We start from the raw sequence: 16,829 nt of genomic DNA on the forward strand, positions 1-16,829 counted from the left end.
GAAGTCCTTCCTGGAACATCGTTGATGGAAATGGCGTCAGGTCAAAAAGACTGCCGCCGCGGATCAATGCCGACGCTTACGAACTTTCGTTGCGGCAGCCGTAAACCCGATTGTCCGCCATTCAAACGCGCCGATGCCCGCTTGGTTCCGCGGCTTGGCGAGTTTTCTCCCGCGGATTTTGCGGCGGGGGCAATTTTCCGGGAATTCGGTGCCGGACATTTGTTTTCCTGTAACAAGCATCATATAAGGCCCATCATCCAGACGGACCTTGACTTCAATCAATATGTGAAAAGCCATGCTTCAGACGCCCTATTACCTCATCGACAAGACAAAACTTCTTCGCAACATGGAGAAGATTGCCTATGTGCGGGAAAAATCCGGCGCCAAGGCGCTTCTGGCGCTGAAGTGCTTTGCAACATGGTCGGTTTTCGATTTCATGTCGCAATATATGGACGGCACCACCTCGTCGTCGCTTTATGAAGTGCGTCTGGGCCGCGAGAAATTCAGTGGCGAAACCCACGCCTATTCCGTCGCTTATGCCGACTACGAAATCGACGAGGTGATTTCGAACGCGGACAAGATCATCTTCAATTCCATCAGCCAGCTTGAGCGCTTTGCAGAAAAGGCCTCCGGTATCACCCGGGGTCTGCGCCTCAATCCGCAGGTCAGCTCTTCGAGCTTCGATCTTGCCGATCCCGCACGTCCCTTCAGCCGTCTCGGCGAATGGGATGTCGCCAAGGTCGACAAGGTCATGGACCGGATCTCCGGCTTCATGATCCACAACAATTGCGAAAACGGCGATTTTTCGTTGTTCGACCGCATGTTGACGCAGATTGAAGAGAAATTCGGATCGCTCCTGTCGCGTGCGGAATGGGTCAGCCTCGGCGGCGGCATCCATTTTACCGGCGACAACTATCCGCTCGACCAGTTCTGTGATCGCCTGGCGGCCTTTTCGGAAAAATACGGCGTTCAGGTCTATCTTGAGCCCGGCGAAGCGTCGATCACCAAGAGCACGACGCTTGAAGTGACGGTTCTCGATACGCTGTTCAATGGCAAGAACCTCGCCGTCGTCGACAGCTCCATCGAAGCGCATATGCTCGACCTCCTGATCTATCGCGAAACCGCCAAGGTTTTGCCGAACGAGGGCGAACATCCCTACATGGTCTGCGGCAAATCCTGCCTTGCGGGCGATATTTTCGGCGACTTCCGGTTCGACAAGGAGCTGAAGGTCGGTGATCGTATCTCCTTTGAGGATGCGGCCGGCTACACCATGGTCAAGAAGAACTGGTTCAATGGCGTGAAGATGCCGGCGATTGCCATCAAGGAACTCGACGGCAGCGTGCGTGCCGTTCGCGAATTCGACTTTGCCGATTTCGAGCAAAGCCTGTCTTAAACCCTGTTTTAACATGAAACGAAGCTGATCCCTGCGGGGAAAAGGAGGCATCACCTGAAATGAAGAAGAACGTTCTGATCATCGGCGCCGGTGGCGTAGCACAGGTCGTGGCGCATAAATGCGCCCAGAACAGCGATGTATTGGGAGACATTCATATTGCGTCACGGACTTTGGAAAAGTGCCGCAAGATTGTCGAGTCCGTACGCGAAAAGAAGAGCCTCAAGACAGATGTGAAACTTGAGGCCCATGCGCTTGACGCGATGGATATCGAGGCGACGAAAGCCTTGATTACGAAAACCGGCGTAGAGATCGTCATCAACGTCGGTTCGGCTTTCGTCAACATGTCCGTTCTTCGTGCCTGCATGGACACGGGTGTTGCTTATATGGATACGGCGATCCACGAGGATCCCACCAAGATTTGCGAGGCGCCGCCGTGGTACGGAAACTACGAGTGGAAGCGCGCTGCCGAATGCAAGGAAAAGGGCGTAACGGCACTGCTCGGCGTCGGTTTCGATCCCGGCGTGGTCAATGCCTATGCCCGCCTTGCCAAGGATGAATATTTCGACAAGGTCACCTCGGTCGATATCGTCGATATCAATGCTGGCAGCCATGGCCGCTGGTTCTCCACCAACTTCGATCCGGAAATCAACTTCCGCGAATTCACCGGTGTCGTCTATTCCTGGCAGAATGGCCAGTGGCAGACGAACCAGATGTTCGAGGTCGGCCAGGAATTCGATCTGCCGGTTGTCGGCAAGCAGAAGGCCTATATGACCGGCCATGACGAAGTGCATTCGCTATCCAAAAACATGGATGGCGCCGATGTGCGCTTCTGGATGGGCTTCGGCGATCACTACATCAACGTTTTCACCGTGCTGAAGAACCTCGGTCTTCTCTCCGAAAAGCCGGTCAAGACTGCCGAAGGTCTGGAAGTCGTGCCGTTGAAGGTGGTCAAGGCCGTATTGCCGGATCCGTCTTCGCTTGCACCCGACTATGTCGGCAAGACCTGCATCGGCGATGTCGTCAAGGGCATCAAGGATGGCAAGGAACGCGAAGTCTTCATCTACAACGTGGCCGACCACAAGGAAGCCTACGAGGAAGTTGGATCGCAGGGCATTTCCTACACCGCCGGCGTTCCTCCGGTCGCTGCCGCCATGCTGATTGCCACCGGCGAGTGGGATGTGAAGCAGATGGCCAATGTGGAAGAACTGCCACCGCAGCCTTTCCTGAACCTTCTGAACAAGATCGGCCTTCCAAGCCGTATCAAGGACGAAAACGGCGACCGCGTCCTGACGTTCTGATCCATCAAGACAATAAAAAGCCCCGCAAAAGCGGGGCTTTTTTTGTGATGAAGTTTGCCGGTTACTTGGCATCATCCTCGGCCTTAAGCCGAGGATTTACCGCACGGTAATGACCCGCGCATCAGCCCTTTGCCGGCTTCGGTCCGCGCTTTTCGAAAGGCCGGTCCTTCTTGCCTTCGAATTTGGGCTTGTCGCCGAAAGTCTTTTTCTTTTTCCAGGGCTTGTCGTCGCCCTTGCGGTCGTCGGCTGCGCCGCCAGCATTATTGGGTTTGTTGAACTTCCGCTGGGCCGTGGCCGGGCGGGTGTCCTCGCGAACACTGCCAGTCATTTCCGGCTTGCCTTCCAGCGCCTTCAGACGAATGCCCTTTTCGAGCATCATGTCCTTGCCGATGGCGGAGGTGAAACGATCGACGGCATCGGCCGCCAGTTCCACAAAGGTCTCCGTCTGCTGCATGCGAATGGCGCCGATATCCTGACGGGTGATCTTTCCGAAGCGGCAGAGCATGGGGATGAGCCAGCGGGGTTCGGCGCTCTGCTTGCGGCCCACCGAAAGCGAAAACCAAGCGCTGTCGGAAAAGTCGGAACGTTCGCGGCGCGGCGCGTCGTTTTCAGGGGTTTCGAAGCTGTCGCGGCGCGGTTTGCGAGTATTGTCCAGCGCGACTTCGGTGATGTCTTCCGGGGCGGAACGTCCGGCGTGGTAAAGGCGCACGAAGGCGGCTGCTACTTTTTCCGCGCCATGCTGCTCGAGCAGCTGCTTGACGAAATCACGCTCGTCATCGGCCACGGCCTCGGTGAGAGCCGGGTCGGCCAGGAGACGGGCGCCGTCGCGTTCAACGATCTCTTCGACCGAAGGCGGGCGAACCCATGCTGCGCTGACCTTGGCACCTTCCAGAAGGCGTTCGGCCTTGCGGCGCTGGTTGACAGGCACCACGATGGCGCTGACGCCCTTTTGCCCGGCGCGGCCGGTACGGCCGGAACGGTGGAGAAGCGTTTCCGAATTGGTCGGCAGGTCGGCGTGGATAACCAGTTCGAGACCAGGCAGGTCGATGCCGCGTGCAGCAACGTCAGTCGCCACGCAAACCCGGGCGCGACCGTCACGCATTGCCTGAAGCGCATGCGTGCGTTCGTTCTGGGTCAGTTCGCCTGAAAGCGCCACGACGGAAAAGCCGCGATTGTTCAGACGGGCCGTCAGATGGTTTACGGCCGCACGTGTGGAGCAGAAAACGATGGCGTTGCGGGCTTCGTAAAAGCGCAGCGCATTGATGATGGCGTTTTCGCGGTCGGAGCCAGTCACCAGCAAGGCGCGGTATTCGATGTCCACATGCTGCTTCTGTTCTGAAGCGGTGGCGATGCGAACGGCGTTCTTCTGGTAGCTTTCGGCAAGCTTGGCGATGCTGCGCGGAACGGTGGCCGAGAACATCAGCGTGCGGCGGTTATCCGGCGATTCTTCCAGAATGAATTCCAGATCTTCGCGGAAGCCGAGATCGAGCATCTCGTCGGCCTCGTCCAGTACCACGGCGCGTAGCGACGACAGATCGAGCGCGCCGCGCTTGATGTGGTCGCAGAGGCGGCCGGGGGTGCCGACGATAATATGCGCGCCTCGCTCCAGTGCGCGTCGTTCGCTGCGGATATCCATGCCGCCAACACAGGACGCGATCGATACGCCAGCGAATTCATAAAGCCATTCCAGCTCGCGCTTGACCTGCATGGCCAGTTCGCGGGTTGGCGCAATGGCGAGTGCCAGCGGCGCGGAAGCCTGGCCGAAACGGGTGTTTTCCGACAGTAGCGTGGTCGCGAGCGCAATGCCGAAGGCAACTGTCTTGCCGGAGCCGGTCTGCGCGGAAACCAGCGCGTCCTTGTCGGCGAGTTCCGGCGAAAGCATGGCCTTCTGCACGGGGGTCAAATCTTTGTAGCCGCGTTTTTCCAACGCCTGCGCGATCGCCGGGGCGATACCCTGGGTGTCTGTCATCTACCGTCTTTCGGATATGAAGCTGCCTGCATCCGCCCGAAACCAATAGGTCCTAAAGTCTCCGGGGCAGCCGATGCAGGCCATTACGGCCATCTGGCCGGTTGCATTGCCGCGCTCCATACTGCGAATAGGCCCGTTTGTACAGTGCACTGCGGTACGCTCTTTCACAACGCCGCATGCGGTCGCCCATTCCATCCCGACATCTTCTTTCGCCGGGGCTATAAAAAAAGGCGTACCGCATGGTTCATAAACGGCATTGCGTGCCCCCCGCCTTTTCGCTAAGAGACCCGCAACTTGAGGCTCTTTATCAAAAAAAGAGCCGACTGGGTTTGTTCTTGTCCGCACCTGAAAAACGGCTGGCGGAAAAAAGGGATGGTACTGGTCAAGGCTATGGCTCGCATTGTCATGAAATTCGGCGGCACGTCCGTCGCGAACCTCGAACGCATTCACAATGTCGCACGGCATGTGAAACGCGAAGTGGATGCCGGCCATGAAGTGGCCGTGGTCGTTTCCGCCATGTCCGGTAAAACCAACGAGTTGGTGGACTGGGTGCAGAATGCTGCGAAGGTGGCTGGCGCCAACGCCGCCTCCTTTTACGATGCACGCGAATATGACGCGGTCGTTGCATCCGGCGAGCAGGTGACATCGGGTCTTCTGGCGATCACGCTGCAATCCATGGGCATCAATGCACGCTCATGGCAGGGCTGGCAGATTCCGATCCGCACAGACAATGCACATGGTGCCGCCCGCATTCTCGAGATTGACGGTTCGGATATCGTTCACCGCATGGGCGAGGGCCAGGTTGCCGTTGTTGCCGGTTTCCAGGGCATCGGCCCGGATAACCGCATTGCGACGCTCGGCCGCGGCGGTTCGGACACATCAGCCGTTGCCATCGCCGCCGCCGTCAAGGCGGACCGTTGCGATATCTATACCGATGTCGATGGCGTCTATACCACCGATCCGCGCATCGAGCCCAAGGCTCGCCGCATGAAGAAGATCGCTTTCGAGGAAATGCTCGAAATGGCGTCTCTCGGTGCGAAGGTTCTGCAGGTTCGCTCCGTCGAGCTTGCCATGGTACACAAGGTGCGCACCTTCGTTCGCTCCAGCTTCGAGGATCCCGATGCGCCGGGCATGGGCGACCTCATCAACCCGCCCGGTACTTTGATTTGTGACGAGGAAGAAATCGTGGAACAGGAAGTCGTAACCGGCATCGCCTATGCCAAGGATGAAGCACAGATCTCGCTGCGCCGCGTGGCCGACCGTCCGGGCGTCTCCGCCGCGATCTTCGGGCCACTGGCCGAAGCGCATATCAATGTCGACATGATCGTGCAGAACATCTCCGAAGATGGGTCGCGCACCGACATGACCTTCACCGTTCCTTCTGGCGACGTTGCCAAGGCTCTGCGCGTTCTGGACGAGAACAAGGCCCAGATCGGCTTCGACGTTGCACAGAACGAGACCGGCCTTGCCAAGGTTTCGGTCATCGGTATCGGCATGCGCAGCCATGCTGGCGTTGCTGCCAGCGCCTTCAAGGCGCTTGCCGAGAAGAACATCAACATAAAGGCCATCACCACCTCCGAGATCAAGATTTCGATCCTGATCGACGGTGCCTATGCCGAACTGGCCGTTCGCACTTTGCATTCTGCTTACGGTCTCGATAAGAACTAAGTTCGAGACATCGGTTCCCGATGCTCCGATTCTTCGGGGTTGCGTTCTTCCGATGTGGCGTTTCATGAAAGCGTGTCCCTTGCGGGACGCGCTTCTCGCGCTATAAATTTTTTAAATGACGTTTTGATTCTCGAATATTATGACATTCGGATCGGAAGCGTCGGGGAGCAAACGCGATGAGAGACCTTTCTGCAGGTCCGCGCGTCCTGCTAAAGCGGCTGCGCGAAATGATGGCGGAGCACCTTGAGCCGCAGGACCGTCTGGACCAGATCGTCCGTCAGATAGCCAGCAACATGGTGGCGGAGGTTTGCTCGGTCTACGTGCTGCGTTCCGACAGCGTGCTGGAGCTTTACGCTACCGAAGGTCTCAACAAGGATGCCGTGCATCTTGCCCAGCTGAAAATGGGGCAGGGTCTTGTCGGTACCATTGCCGCTTCCGCCCAACCTCTCAATCTTTCCGATGCGCAGGCGCATCCGGCTTTCCGCTATCTTCCTGAAACGGGTGAGGAAATTTATCATTCCTTCCTCGGCGTGCCGATTTTGCGCTCCGGTCGCACTCTTGGCGTTCTTGTGGTCCAGAACAAGGTCAGCCGAACATACCGGGAGGATGAAGTTGAAGCGCTTGAGACAACCGCGATGCTTATCGCTGAAATAGTGGCGAGCGGCGAATTGAAAAAGATCACCCGCCCCGGTGTGGAGCTGGACCTGACGCGTGCCGTTTCCATTGATGGCGATGCTTATGGCGAAGGCATCGGTCTTGGTCATGTCGTGCTGCACGACCCCCAGAATCGTTGTCACCAATCTGCTGAATGAGGATGCCGATACCGAAATCCTGCGTCTTGCCGACGCCATCGGTTCGCTGCGCCTGTCGATCGACGACATGTTGCAGCGCCGCGACGTCCCGACAGAAGGCGAGCATCGGGAGGTTCTTGAGACCTACCGCATGTTCGCCCACGATCAGGGCTGGGTGCGGCGCATGGAAGAAGCTATCCGCAACGGCCTGACGGCGGAAGCTGCGGTCGAGAAAGTGCAGAGCGACACAAAGGCGCGCATGATGCGCCTGACCGATCCCTATCTTCGCGAGCGCATGCATGATTTCGACGATCTCGCCAACCGGCTGCTGCGCCAGCTGATCGGTTTCGGCGGTCGAAGCCCCGAGCATGATTTTCCGCTGGACGCCATCGTTCTGGCGCGCGCCATGGGTGCCGCCGAATTGCTGGATTACCCGCGTGAGAAATTGCGCGGCCTGGTGCTCGAAGACGGTGCGGTGACGAGCCACGTCGTGATCGTGGCGCGCGCCATGGGCATTCCGATCATCGGGCAGGCGACGGGCATCGTCGCCCTCGCTGAAAATAACGATCCCATCATCATCGACGGCGATGACGGCCAGGTGCATTTGCGCCCGATGTCGGATTTGCAGCGCGCCTATGAGGAGAAGGTGCGCCTGCGTGCCAAGCGCCAAGAGCAGTTCCGCGCGCTTCGCAATGTCGAGCCGATCACCAAGGATGGCCAGAAGGTCAACCTCAAGATGAATGCGGGTCTTCTCGTAGACCTGCCGCAGCTCGAGGAATCCGGCGCCGATGGCATCGGCCTGTTCCGCACCGAGCTGCAGTTCATGATCGCCTCCAACATGCCCAAGGGCGAGGAGCAGGAAGCGTTCTATAGGTCCGTCTTGCGGCAGGCCAAGGGCAAGAGCGTTACCTTCCGCACGCTGGATATTGGCGGCGACAAGGTCGTTTCCTATATGCGCGGCCAGGAAGAGGAAAACCCGGCGCTCGGCTGGCGGGCGATCCGCCTGTCGCTCGACCGCCCGGGTCTGATGCGCACACAGATGCGCGCGCTTCTGCGTGCTGCCTCAGGTGCTGAACTACGCATGATGTTGCCGATGGTGACGGAGGTTTCCGAAATCCGCGCGGCGCGCGATCTGCTTCAGAAGGAAGTGCAGCATCTTTCGAAATTCAGCCATGCGCTTCCGAAAAAGCTGCAATTTGGTGCGATGCTGGAAGTACCTTCGCTGATGTGGCAACTCGATGAGCTGATGCAGGAAGTGGATTTCGTCTCCGTCGGTTCGAACGACCTGTTCCAGTTTTCGATGGCGGTCGATCGCGGCAATGCAAGGGTTTCGGATCGTTTCGACAATCTTGGTAAGCCGTTCCTGCGCATTCTGCGCGATATCGTGCGCGCTGGCGAAAAGCACCACACCTCGGTCACGCTTTGCGGCGAAATGGCAAGCAAGCCACTTTCGGCCATGGCTTTGATCGGCCTTGGTTTCCGTTCGGTTTCCATGTCGCCGACGGCGATTGGTCCCGTCAAGGCCATGCTTCTCGGGCTTGATGCCGCGAGCCTTGCCGATGAGCTGAACGCTGCGCTCGACGATCATAATTCGCTGGAAAGCGCGCGCGAGGTGTTGTTACGCTTTGCCGCGACGCATTCCATTCCCATTTAAAAGACCTGTTTCATAATCGGAGTGACTGGTGGCGAAGCTTCCCGTCGAAAAAATGCGCGAGTTGGAAAGGCGTTTCGGAGAGATCGAAGCGCGGATGTCGGCTGGTCCGGCAGCGGATGTCTATGTGAAGCTGGCTTCGGAATATTCCGAACTTGAGCCGGTGGTGAAAAAAGTCCGTGAATACGAAAAGGCGGTCTCCGAGGCCGCCGGTCTGCAGGCGCTGCTTGCCGACAAGACGACCGACAAGGACATGCGCGATCTGGCGGAAATGGAGCTGCCGGAGGTCGAGGCCCGAATTGGCCAGCTTGAGAAGGAAATGCAGGTCCTGCTGCTTCCCAAGGATGCGGCGGACGAAAAAAGCGCCATCCTCGAAATCCGCGCCGGCACGGGCGGATCCGAAGCGGCACTTTTCGCCGGCGATCTGTTTCGCATGTATGAGCGCTTCGCTTCAGCCAAGGGCTGGAAAGTTGAAGTTCTTTCCGCAAGCGAAGGCGAGGCGGGCGGTTACAAGGAAATCATCGCCACGATCAGCGGGCGAGGGGTGTTTTCCAAGCTGAAATTCGAATCCGGCGTGCACCGGGTGCAGCGCGTGCCGGAAACAGAAGCGAGCGGCCGCATCCACACCTCGGCAGCCACTGTTGCCGTGCTGCCGGAGGCGGAGGATATCGATGTCGAAATTCGCCCGGAAGATATCCGTATCGACACGATGCGGGCTTCGGGTGCAGGTGGCCAGCACGTCAATACCACTGACTCCGCCGTTCGCATCACCCATCTTCCGACGGGTTTGATCGTTACCAGTTCTGAAAAGTCGCAGCACCAGAACCGCGCCAAGGCCATGCAGGTTCTGCGCTCGCGTCTTTACGACATCGAGCGACAGAAGGTGGAAAGCGAGCGTTCAGCCGACCGCAAGAGCCAGGTCGGTTCCGGCGACCGTTCCGAGCGCATCCGCACTTACAATTTTCCGCAGGGGCGGGTCACTGATCACCGCATCAACCTGACCCTCTACAAGCTCGACCGGATGATCGAAGGCGAGATCGACGAGCTTGTCGACGCGCTGATTGCTGATTATCAGGCCGGTCAGCTTGCCCAGCTCGGCGAACAACAGCTTTGAGTGGCGGCGCTGACGGGACCGTTTCGACCGAGCTTGCCGCAGCCCGCAAACGGCTGCAGGCGGCGGGCATCGCCGATCCGCTGCTTGATGCGCGCCTGCTGGTCGCCGACGTTACCGGTTTTTCACTGACCGATTTCGTGATGAAACCGGACCATCCCGTCACTCGGGAAGAAAGCGCCCGCATTGCCGCCATGGTCGAAAGGCGCGCAGGCGGAGAGCCAGTCCATCGTATTCTCGGCTACCGCGAATTTCACGGGCTCGATCTTCTTTTATCGACGGAGACGCTCGAACCCCGCCCGGATACGGAAGTTCTGGTCGATACGCTGTTGCCTGCGTTGAAAAAAAATGTTGCCGACAAGGGCAGTGCGCGCATTCTGGATCTGGGTACGGGCACGGGTGCGATCTGTCTGGCGCTTCTCAAGGAATGTCCGGAAGCAACTGGCGTCGGCAGCGATATCTCCGCCGATGCGCTGGAAACCGCAGCGAAAAACGCTGCCCGAAATGGTCTCGCCTCGCGTTTTGAAACCATGCGTAGCGACTGGTTCAAAAAAATCTCTGGCAGGTTTGACATAATTGTGTCGAATCCGCCTTATATAAGAAGTGACATCGTCACAACGCTAGACCGAGAGGTTCGCCATCACGATCCGATGGCGGCGCTGGACGGAGGTCAGGACGGCCTTGCACCGTACCGCCTCATTGCTGCCGACGCAGGCCGCTTTCTTGTGGAAAACGGGATTGTCGGTGTGGAGATCGGTTTCGATCAAAGGCTTGATGTTTCCGCTATATTTGCTTCCCACGGCTTCTCTCTTCTCGACGCTGTGAAGGATTATGGCGGCAACGACAGAGTTTTGACCTTCCGGAGATAGTTGTTCGCGATACGTCTGCGGATTATTTGCAAGGATATTTTGCACAGCAAAAGAAAAGGCTTGGATTTCCGCATGAAGCGGGATAGTTTGCCGCCACATGCCGGGTGGCTGAGGACGAATTTAGATTCGTCAGGGTATGGGTCAGTCCCGAAGCGGGTTCTTTTGAGAACCCTGAAGGCTGGGCGTTTCCGGCATGTGAATCAGTAAACTTTGTTCGCAGGTGGCTCGTTGCAGCATTTTGCGCGACCGGTCGTCATACGCGGGGTCTTGTCTGGGGTTATCTCCAGCAGGGCGCGTAATGGAGCAATTTCAGGAAAAGTTTCCAGCGGTTTTCCGCCCGGAATTGCATGAAAATAACCAGATTGTCAGCAAAACAGAATTCAGGTGAGCAATTGATGAGGCCAGGACAGCAAAACAAGCGCGGCCGGGGGCGTGGAAGCAACAACAACAATAACAATGGTGGCGGTAACAACAACAACTTCAACCGCAAGGGCGGTAACCCGCTTACCAGGACTTATGACAGCTCCGGTCCCGATGTTAAAATTCGTGGCACAGCCCAGCACATAGCGGAAAAATACGCCACCCTTGCGCGGGACGCGCAGAGTGCTGGCGACCGCGTGATCGCTGAAAACTATCTGCAGCACGCTGAACACTACAATCGTATCATCGCCACCGCTCAGGCCCAGATGCAGGAGCGTTTCCAGCGCGACGACCGTGGCGAATACAATGCTTCGGATGCCGACGATATGGATATGAACGACGGTGACGATGGTGCACCGCAGCAGCAGTTCGAACAGCCGGAACGGGTTCAGCAGCCGGAGCGCCAGGAACGGCAGGAGCGCACCGAGCGTTCCGAGCCGCGTCAGGAACGCCGTGAGCGCCCGGACCGCCGCGAACGGCAGGAGCGCCAGCCGCGCCAGCCGCAGGCTTCGGACGAACGGCAGCAGCCGGTATACGACGCCAGCCAGGCGCCTCAGCCCGTCATCGAAGGCACGCCTATGGAAGTGGCCGTCGAGGAACAGCAGCAGCAGACGGAAGCGCCAGCGACTGAACGCGCACCAAAGGCCCGCCGCGCCACTGGCCCACGCCCGCGTCGCCCGCGCCGCGCCGCAACCGCGGAAGGTGCTGAGGGTGCCGAAGGCGGAGATACGCCAGCCGGTGATGAGGCAACACCTGCCACGCTCGAAAACGCTGCTGAATAAGCAGAGTTTTCAAAATACCACGCGATTGAAAAAACTCCGGCTTGCCGGAGTTTTTTTGTTTTTGGGGTCGGGTGTAAAAGCTTGGGCGCTTTTCGAAGGGGGCAATCGCGGCAAACAGTCGTGACGCTTATCAAGTCCGGCTAAAATTTCCCCGGCAGTCGTTTTCCTCCCCTTTAAACCGATGAAAATGCCTCCCATATTCCTGCAGTAAGGACGGATGCCGCATGCAGCGGTAACCGTCCATCAAGAGGCGGCAATCGTGAAATCTGTAAAACGCGACTGCCGTAGCGGGGCTTGCCTTTGAGGGAGCCTCAACCCAAACACCCGGATCCGTGCCGAAAGCGGGCGGGCCGGTATATGGAGGTTCGACTATGAATATTGAAAAATACTCCGAGCGCGTTCGCGGCTTTCTGCAATCGGCGCAGACGTTTGCGCTTGCGGAAAATCACCAGCAGTTTTCTGCCGAACATGTGCTGAAAGTTCTGCTTGATGACGAGCAGGGCATGGCAGCATCGCTGATCGAGCGTGCTGGCGGCGACGCCAAGGAAGTGCGCTTGGCCAACGATGCGGCACTGGCGAAATTGCCCAAGGTTTCCGGCGGCAATGGCGGCCTTTCCCTCACGGCTCCACTTGCGAAAGTGTTCTCGACTGCGGAAGAACTCGCCAAGAAGGCTGGTGACAGTTTCGTCACCGTCGAGCGTCTTTTGCAGGCGCTGGCGATCGAAAACTCTGCTTCCACCTCGGCGTCCCTGAAAAAGGGCGGCGTGACGGCGCAGGCGCTCAATCAGGTCATCAATGAAATCCGCAAGGGCCGCACGGCTGACAGCGCCAATGCCGAACAGGGCTTCGACGCGTTGAAGAAGTTCGCGCGCGACCTGACGGAGGAAGCCCGCGAAGGCAGGCTCGACCCGGTGATTGGCCGTGACGACGAAATCCGCCGGACCATTCAGGTGCTTTCACGCCGCACCAAGAACAATCCCGTGCTGATCGGTGAACCCGGCGTCGGTAAAACGGCGATTGCCGAAGGTCTTGCGCTGCGCATCGTCAATGGCGATGTGCCCGAAAGCCTTAAAGACAAGAAGCTTATGGCGCTGGATATGGGTGCGCTGATCGCTGGCGCGAAGTATCGCGGCGAGTTCGAGGAGCGCCTGAAGGCGGTCCTGAACGAAGTGCAGGCGGAAAATGGCGGCATTATTCTGTTCATCGACGAGATGCACACGCTGGTCGGTGCCGGCAAGGCCGATGGCGCCATGGATGCGTCCAATCTGCTGAAGCCCGCCCTTGCCCGAGGTGAACTGCACTGCGTTGGCGCCACCACGCTGGATGAATATCGCAAGCACGTGGAAAAGGATCCGGCCCTTGCCCGTCGTTTCCAGCCGGTGCTCGTAGATGAGCCGACCGTTGAGGACACGATCTCGATCCTGCGCGGCCTGAAGGAAAAATACGAACAGCACCACAAGGTCCGCATTTCGGATTCGGCCCTGGTTGCAGCTGCAACGCTTTCCAACCGCTACATTACCGACCGGTTCCTGCCCGACAAGGCAATCGACCTGATGGACGAAGCCGCTTCGCGCCTTCGCATGCAGGTGGATTCCAAGCCGGAAGAACTGGACGAACTGGATCGCCGGATCATTCAGCTCAAGATCGAACGCGAAGCCTTGAAGCAGGAGACGGATCAGTCATCCGTCGATCGCCTGAAGAAGCTCGAGGACGAACTGGCCGATACCGAAGAAAAGGCCGATGCCCTGACGGCCCGCTGGCAGGCGGAAAAGCAGAAGCTGGGCCATGCCGCAGACCTCAAGAAGCGGCTGGACGATGCCCGCAACGAACTGGCAAGTGCCCAGCGTAACGGCCAGTTCCAGCGCGCCGGTGAATTGACCTATGGCATCATTCCGGGCCTCGAAAAGGAGCTGGCTGCGGCGGAAGCGCGTGACAGCAGCGGTGCTGGCTCGATGGTCCAGGAAGTGGTGACGGCGGACAACATCGCCCACATCGTTTCCCGCTGGACCGGCATTCCTGTCGACAAGATGCTGGAAGGCCAGCGCGAGAAGCTGCTGCGCATGGAAGACGATCTTGCCAAGTCCGTGGTCGGGCAGGGCGAGGCCGTTCAGGCCGTTTCCAAGGCGGTTCGCCGTTCGCGCGCCGGTCTTCAGGATCCGAACCGGCCGATCGGCTCGTTCATCTTCCTCGGCCCGACGGGCGTGGGCAAGACCGAGCTGACCAAGTCGCTCGCCCGGTTCCTGTTCGACGACGAGACCGCGATGGTTCGCCTCGACATGTCGGAATTCATGGAGAAACACTCCGTTGCCCGGCTTATCGGTGCGCCTCCCGGCTATGTCGGTTACGAAGAGGGCGGTGCGTTAACGGAAGCGGTTCGCCGCCGGCCCTATCAGGTCGTGCTGTTTGACGAGATCGAGAAAGCGCATCCGGACGTGTTCAACGTCCTGTTGCAGGTGCTGGATGATGGCCGCCTGACGGATGGCCAGGGCCGCACCGTCGATTTCAAGAACACCATCATCATCATGACTTCGAACCTCGGTTCGGAATTCATGACGCAGATGGGCGACAATGACGATGTGGATTCGGTTCGCGACCTAGTGATGGAACGGGTCCGGTCGCATTTCCGGCCGGAATTCCTCAACCGTATCGACGATATCATTCTCTTCCATCGCCTGCGGCGCGACGAGATGGGTGCGATCGTAGAGATCCAGCTCAAGCGCCTCGTCTCGCTTCTGGGTGATCGCAAGATCACGCTCGAACTGGATGAGGATGCCCGCAACTGGCTTGCCAATAAGGGCTACGATCCGGCCTACGGCGCACGTCCGCTGAAGCGGGTGATCCAGAAGACGGTTCAGGACAGGCTTGCCGAAATGATCCTCGGCGGCGAGATCCCGGATGGATCGCGGGTCAAGGTGACCTCTGGCACCGACCGGCTGCTTTTCAAGGTCAAGCCCCCAAAGGGTGAGGCCGAGACTGAAACCGCTGATGCGGCATAAAACGAAAGGGCTCCGGTAACGGAGCCCTTTTTCGTATAGCGGTCCCTCTGGTCACGAGGCCCGGCGGACTAACGGCTCGCCACCTGATTGGGTTTTTCTTCGATGTTGAGTAGATTGTCGATCCGCTTTCTCTCGTCGGAGAACCGCGCGAGCGCTACGCCGGAAAGCGATTTGCCGCCAGGCAGACGCACTTTCATCGCGTCCACTTTCGTGCCGTTAACGATCAGCTCGTAATGCAGATGCGCGCCGGTCGAAAGGCCGGTCGAACCGACATAACCGATTACCTGGCCCTGCCGGACCTTTGAACCCTCGGTGACACCCTTGGCGATGGCGCTCTGGTGGTTATAGGAGGAGACGTAGCCATTGGCGTGGCGGATCAGGGTCTGGTTGCCGTAACCGGAGGCCCAGCCGGCCTTTTCGACAGTGCCGTTGCCTGTCGCGATGATCGGCGTGCCGCGGGCTGCCGCCCAGTCGGTGCCGGTATGCATGCGGCTGAATTTCAAAACGGGGTGGCGGCGCATGCCGAAACCTGATGTCATACGGCCGTTCGGAACCGGATTGCGCAACAGGAACTGCCGGATGCTCTTACCGTTCTCGTCGAAATAGTCGATGCTGTTATCGTCCGGGTTCTGGAACCGGTAAAACCGCGTCTCGTTATCGCCGAACTTGGCGTTGACGTAGAGCAGTTCGGACTTGTCCGTCGCCTTGCCATCCGCATCTTCCACGGAGAAGAAGGCCTCCAGCGTATCTGCCGGTTTCAACTGCGCCTGAAAATCGACGCTGCTGGCCAAAAGCTTGATGAGCTGGGAGACCATGCCCTGATTCATGCCATAGGCCAGAGCCGCCCGGTAAACGCCATCGTAGACGCTGGGCAGATCGCGGCCGGCGGCCGGTGCCGGGGTGCTGTCAAAGGCCGTCGCCACCGCGTCGAGCTTCGGCGGTTCGCTGGCCTTGATGAAATTCTTGCGATCGTCCACGGCCATGGTGACCATGTGGCGACCCTTGCGGTAAAGGCTTACGCGTACGATGTCGCTTTTGTCGTCTTCCTGAATAATGCCGACGCGGAGCACATCGCCGCTTTCGACATTGTTCGACTGGAGTTGCGGTGACAACAGGCCAGCGATTTCGGAGGATTGCGCCTTCGAATAACCCGCGCCGAATAAAGCGGCTTCGATGGTTTCGGTCTGGCGGGCAGGGATAACGTCGTCGGCATATTCCTTGACCGGAACCGAGGGCGATTGAGGGGTCGAAACCGACATATTCTGTTCGACGACACGGGCGGCAAGACCGGCGGTGATATCGACATCACCCTCATCATTATCGAAACGACGGGGGTCGATGTAATAGAGCGCTGCAAGCTGCTCGTTACCGTCTGTCAGGATCGAGCCGTTCGAGCGCACTGCCTCCTCCACCTCGTCGAAGCTCAGGGAGCCGGCGAAGGGATACTTGGAGTGCTGGATCGGAAAGGCGACCGTTTTCAGGCTGACTTCGGATTCGACCTCGGAGCCGTAGATTGTGCCCGTTCGGCTTGGCGCCGGCGCCGGGGCGTCCTTGTCGTCACCGCTTGCGAAAATGTTCAGGGGATCGAAGGCGGGATAATCGTCCTGTTTGGCGTAGTTGGACGCCAGCGGAATTTTGACGTGGGAAAAGGGAACCTTGCGGACCACTTCCTTGTCGCCCTCGTTGATAACGGTGGAGACTTCCATGATCGAGCGGTCCGAGGGCCGGGCCGCAATATTGGGCGCAATGAGGCGTGTGCCGCGGCGTGCCGCTTCCGCGGTATTGTTGCCCATATCCGCCTTGGCGAAGGCCTCGGCCGGAATGGCAAGCTGCTGGCGGCCATCGAGAGCTGCAAACAGCGCAACACCCATCAATATGGAA

At 58.7% G+C, this 16,829-nt stretch carries 10 protein-coding genes and 1 pseudogene (1 of these 11 running past the window's edge); 8 read left to right on the forward strand and 3 right to left on the reverse strand.

The window, feature by feature from the left end; all coding sequences use genetic code 11:
- Nucleotides 1-63: 63 nt before the first annotated feature.
- A complete protein-coding gene (locus RBH71_RS09835; RefSeq protein WP_004432079.1) occupies nt 64-297 on the reverse strand; it encodes a hypothetical protein in 234 nt (77 codons plus the stop codon).
- On the opposite strand from RBH71_RS09835, the gene nspC reads away from it, so the two are divergent.
- Both nspC and RBH71_RS09845 read left to right on the forward strand, forming a co-directional pair.
- Nucleotides 296-1,393 (forward strand): carboxynorspermidine decarboxylase, encoded by a 1,098-nt coding sequence (gene nspC, locus RBH71_RS09840; RefSeq protein WP_004432082.1) that lies wholly within the window; start codon nt 296-298, stop codon nt 1,391-1,393. The two genes, RBH71_RS09835 and nspC, sit on opposite strands and share 2 nt — an antisense overlap.
- A 59-nt stretch (nt 1,394-1,452) precedes the next feature.
- The gene (locus RBH71_RS09845) at nt 1,453-2,691 is read left to right on the forward strand and encodes a saccharopine dehydrogenase family protein (RefSeq protein WP_004432085.1); all 1,239 of its coding nucleotides are present in this window, start codon (nt 1,453-1,455) and stop codon (nt 2,689-2,691) included.
- 121 nt (nt 2,692-2,812) lie between these two features.
- Here RBH71_RS09845 and RBH71_RS09850 read toward each other — a convergent pair whose 3' ends face one another.
- Entirely contained in the window at nt 2,813-4,660 is a 1,848-nt protein-coding gene (locus RBH71_RS09850) for a DEAD/DEAH box helicase (RefSeq protein ID WP_004432087.1), read from the reverse strand.
- A gap of 390 nt (nt 4,661-5,050) precedes the next feature.
- Here RBH71_RS09850 and RBH71_RS09855 point away from each other — a divergent pair, with 390 nt between their 5' ends.
- The 6 genes and pseudogenes from RBH71_RS09855 (at nt 5,051) to clpB (ending at nt 14,948) form a co-directional block, all read left to right on the forward strand.
- Nucleotides 5,051-6,328, forward strand: coding sequence for an aspartate kinase (locus RBH71_RS09855; protein ID WP_004432098.1), 1,278 nt, complete (start codon nt 5,051-5,053; stop codon nt 6,326-6,328).
- Nucleotides 6,329-6,504: 176 nt separating this feature from the next.
- Nucleotides 6,505-8,773 (forward strand): annotated as a pseudogene (ptsP, locus tag RBH71_RS09860) (phosphoenolpyruvate--protein phosphotransferase).
- A gap of 28 nt (nt 8,774-8,801) precedes the next feature.
- A complete protein-coding gene (gene prfA, locus RBH71_RS09865; protein ID WP_004432104.1) occupies nt 8,802-9,884 on the forward strand; it encodes a peptide chain release factor 1 in 1,083 nt (360 codons plus the stop codon).
- Nucleotides 9,881-10,750, forward strand: coding sequence for a peptide chain release factor N(5)-glutamine methyltransferase (gene prmC, locus RBH71_RS09870; RefSeq protein ID WP_004432107.1), 870 nt, complete (start codon nt 9,881-9,883; stop codon nt 10,748-10,750). Before prfA ends, prmC begins: the two co-directional genes overlap by 4 nt.
- A 395-nt stretch (nt 10,751-11,145) precedes the next feature.
- Nucleotides 11,146-11,952 (forward strand): DUF4167 domain-containing protein, encoded by an 807-nt coding sequence (locus RBH71_RS09875; RefSeq protein ID WP_004432110.1) that lies wholly within the window; start codon nt 11,146-11,148, stop codon nt 11,950-11,952.
- Between the two features lie 371 nt (nt 11,953-12,323).
- Nucleotides 12,324-14,948 (forward strand): ATP-dependent chaperone ClpB, encoded by a 2,625-nt coding sequence (gene clpB / locus RBH71_RS09880; RefSeq protein WP_004432113.1) that lies wholly within the window; start codon nt 12,324-12,326, stop codon nt 14,946-14,948.
- 68 nt (nt 14,949-15,016) lie between these two features.
- Here clpB and RBH71_RS09885 read toward each other — a convergent pair whose 3' ends face one another.
- A protein-coding gene (locus RBH71_RS09885) for a M23 family metallopeptidase (protein WP_004432116.1) crosses the window boundary here: on the reverse strand, nt 15,017-16,829 show its 3' portion. Its footprint extends 134 nt past the window's final position; only the last 1,813 of its 1,947 coding nucleotides appear in the window; the start codon falls outside the window, past its right edge; the stop codon is at nt 15,017-15,019.

Source organism: Rhizobium sp. AN68, from assembly GCF_030758035.1.
Classification (GTDB): Bacteria; Pseudomonadota; Alphaproteobacteria; order Rhizobiales; family Rhizobiaceae; genus Agrobacterium; species Agrobacterium tumefaciens.

Coding starts and splice junctions, on each gene's coding strand:
- RBH71_RS09855 (WP_004432098.1), top strand. CDS start 5,051: ATGGCTCGCATTGTCATGAAATTCGGCGGCACGTCCGTCGCGAACCTC.
- nspC (WP_004432082.1), top strand. CDS start 296: ATGCTTCAGACGCCCTATTACCTCATCGACAAGACAAAACTTCTTCGC.
- clpB (WP_004432113.1), top strand. CDS start 12,324: ATGAATATTGAAAAATACTCCGAGCGCGTTCGCGGCTTTCTGCAATCG.
- RBH71_RS09850 (WP_004432087.1), bottom strand. CDS start 4,660: ATGACAGACACCCAGGGTATCGCCCCGGCGATCGCGCAGGCGTTGGAA.
- RBH71_RS09845 (WP_004432085.1), top strand. CDS start 1,453: ATGAAGAAGAACGTTCTGATCATCGGCGCCGGTGGCGTAGCACAGGTC.
- RBH71_RS09835 (WP_004432079.1), bottom strand. CDS start 297: ATGGCTTTTCACATATTGATTGAAGTCAAGGTCCGTCTGGATGATGGG.
- RBH71_RS09875 (WP_004432110.1), top strand. CDS start 11,146: ATGAGGCCAGGACAGCAAAACAAGCGCGGCCGGGGGCGTGGAAGCAAC.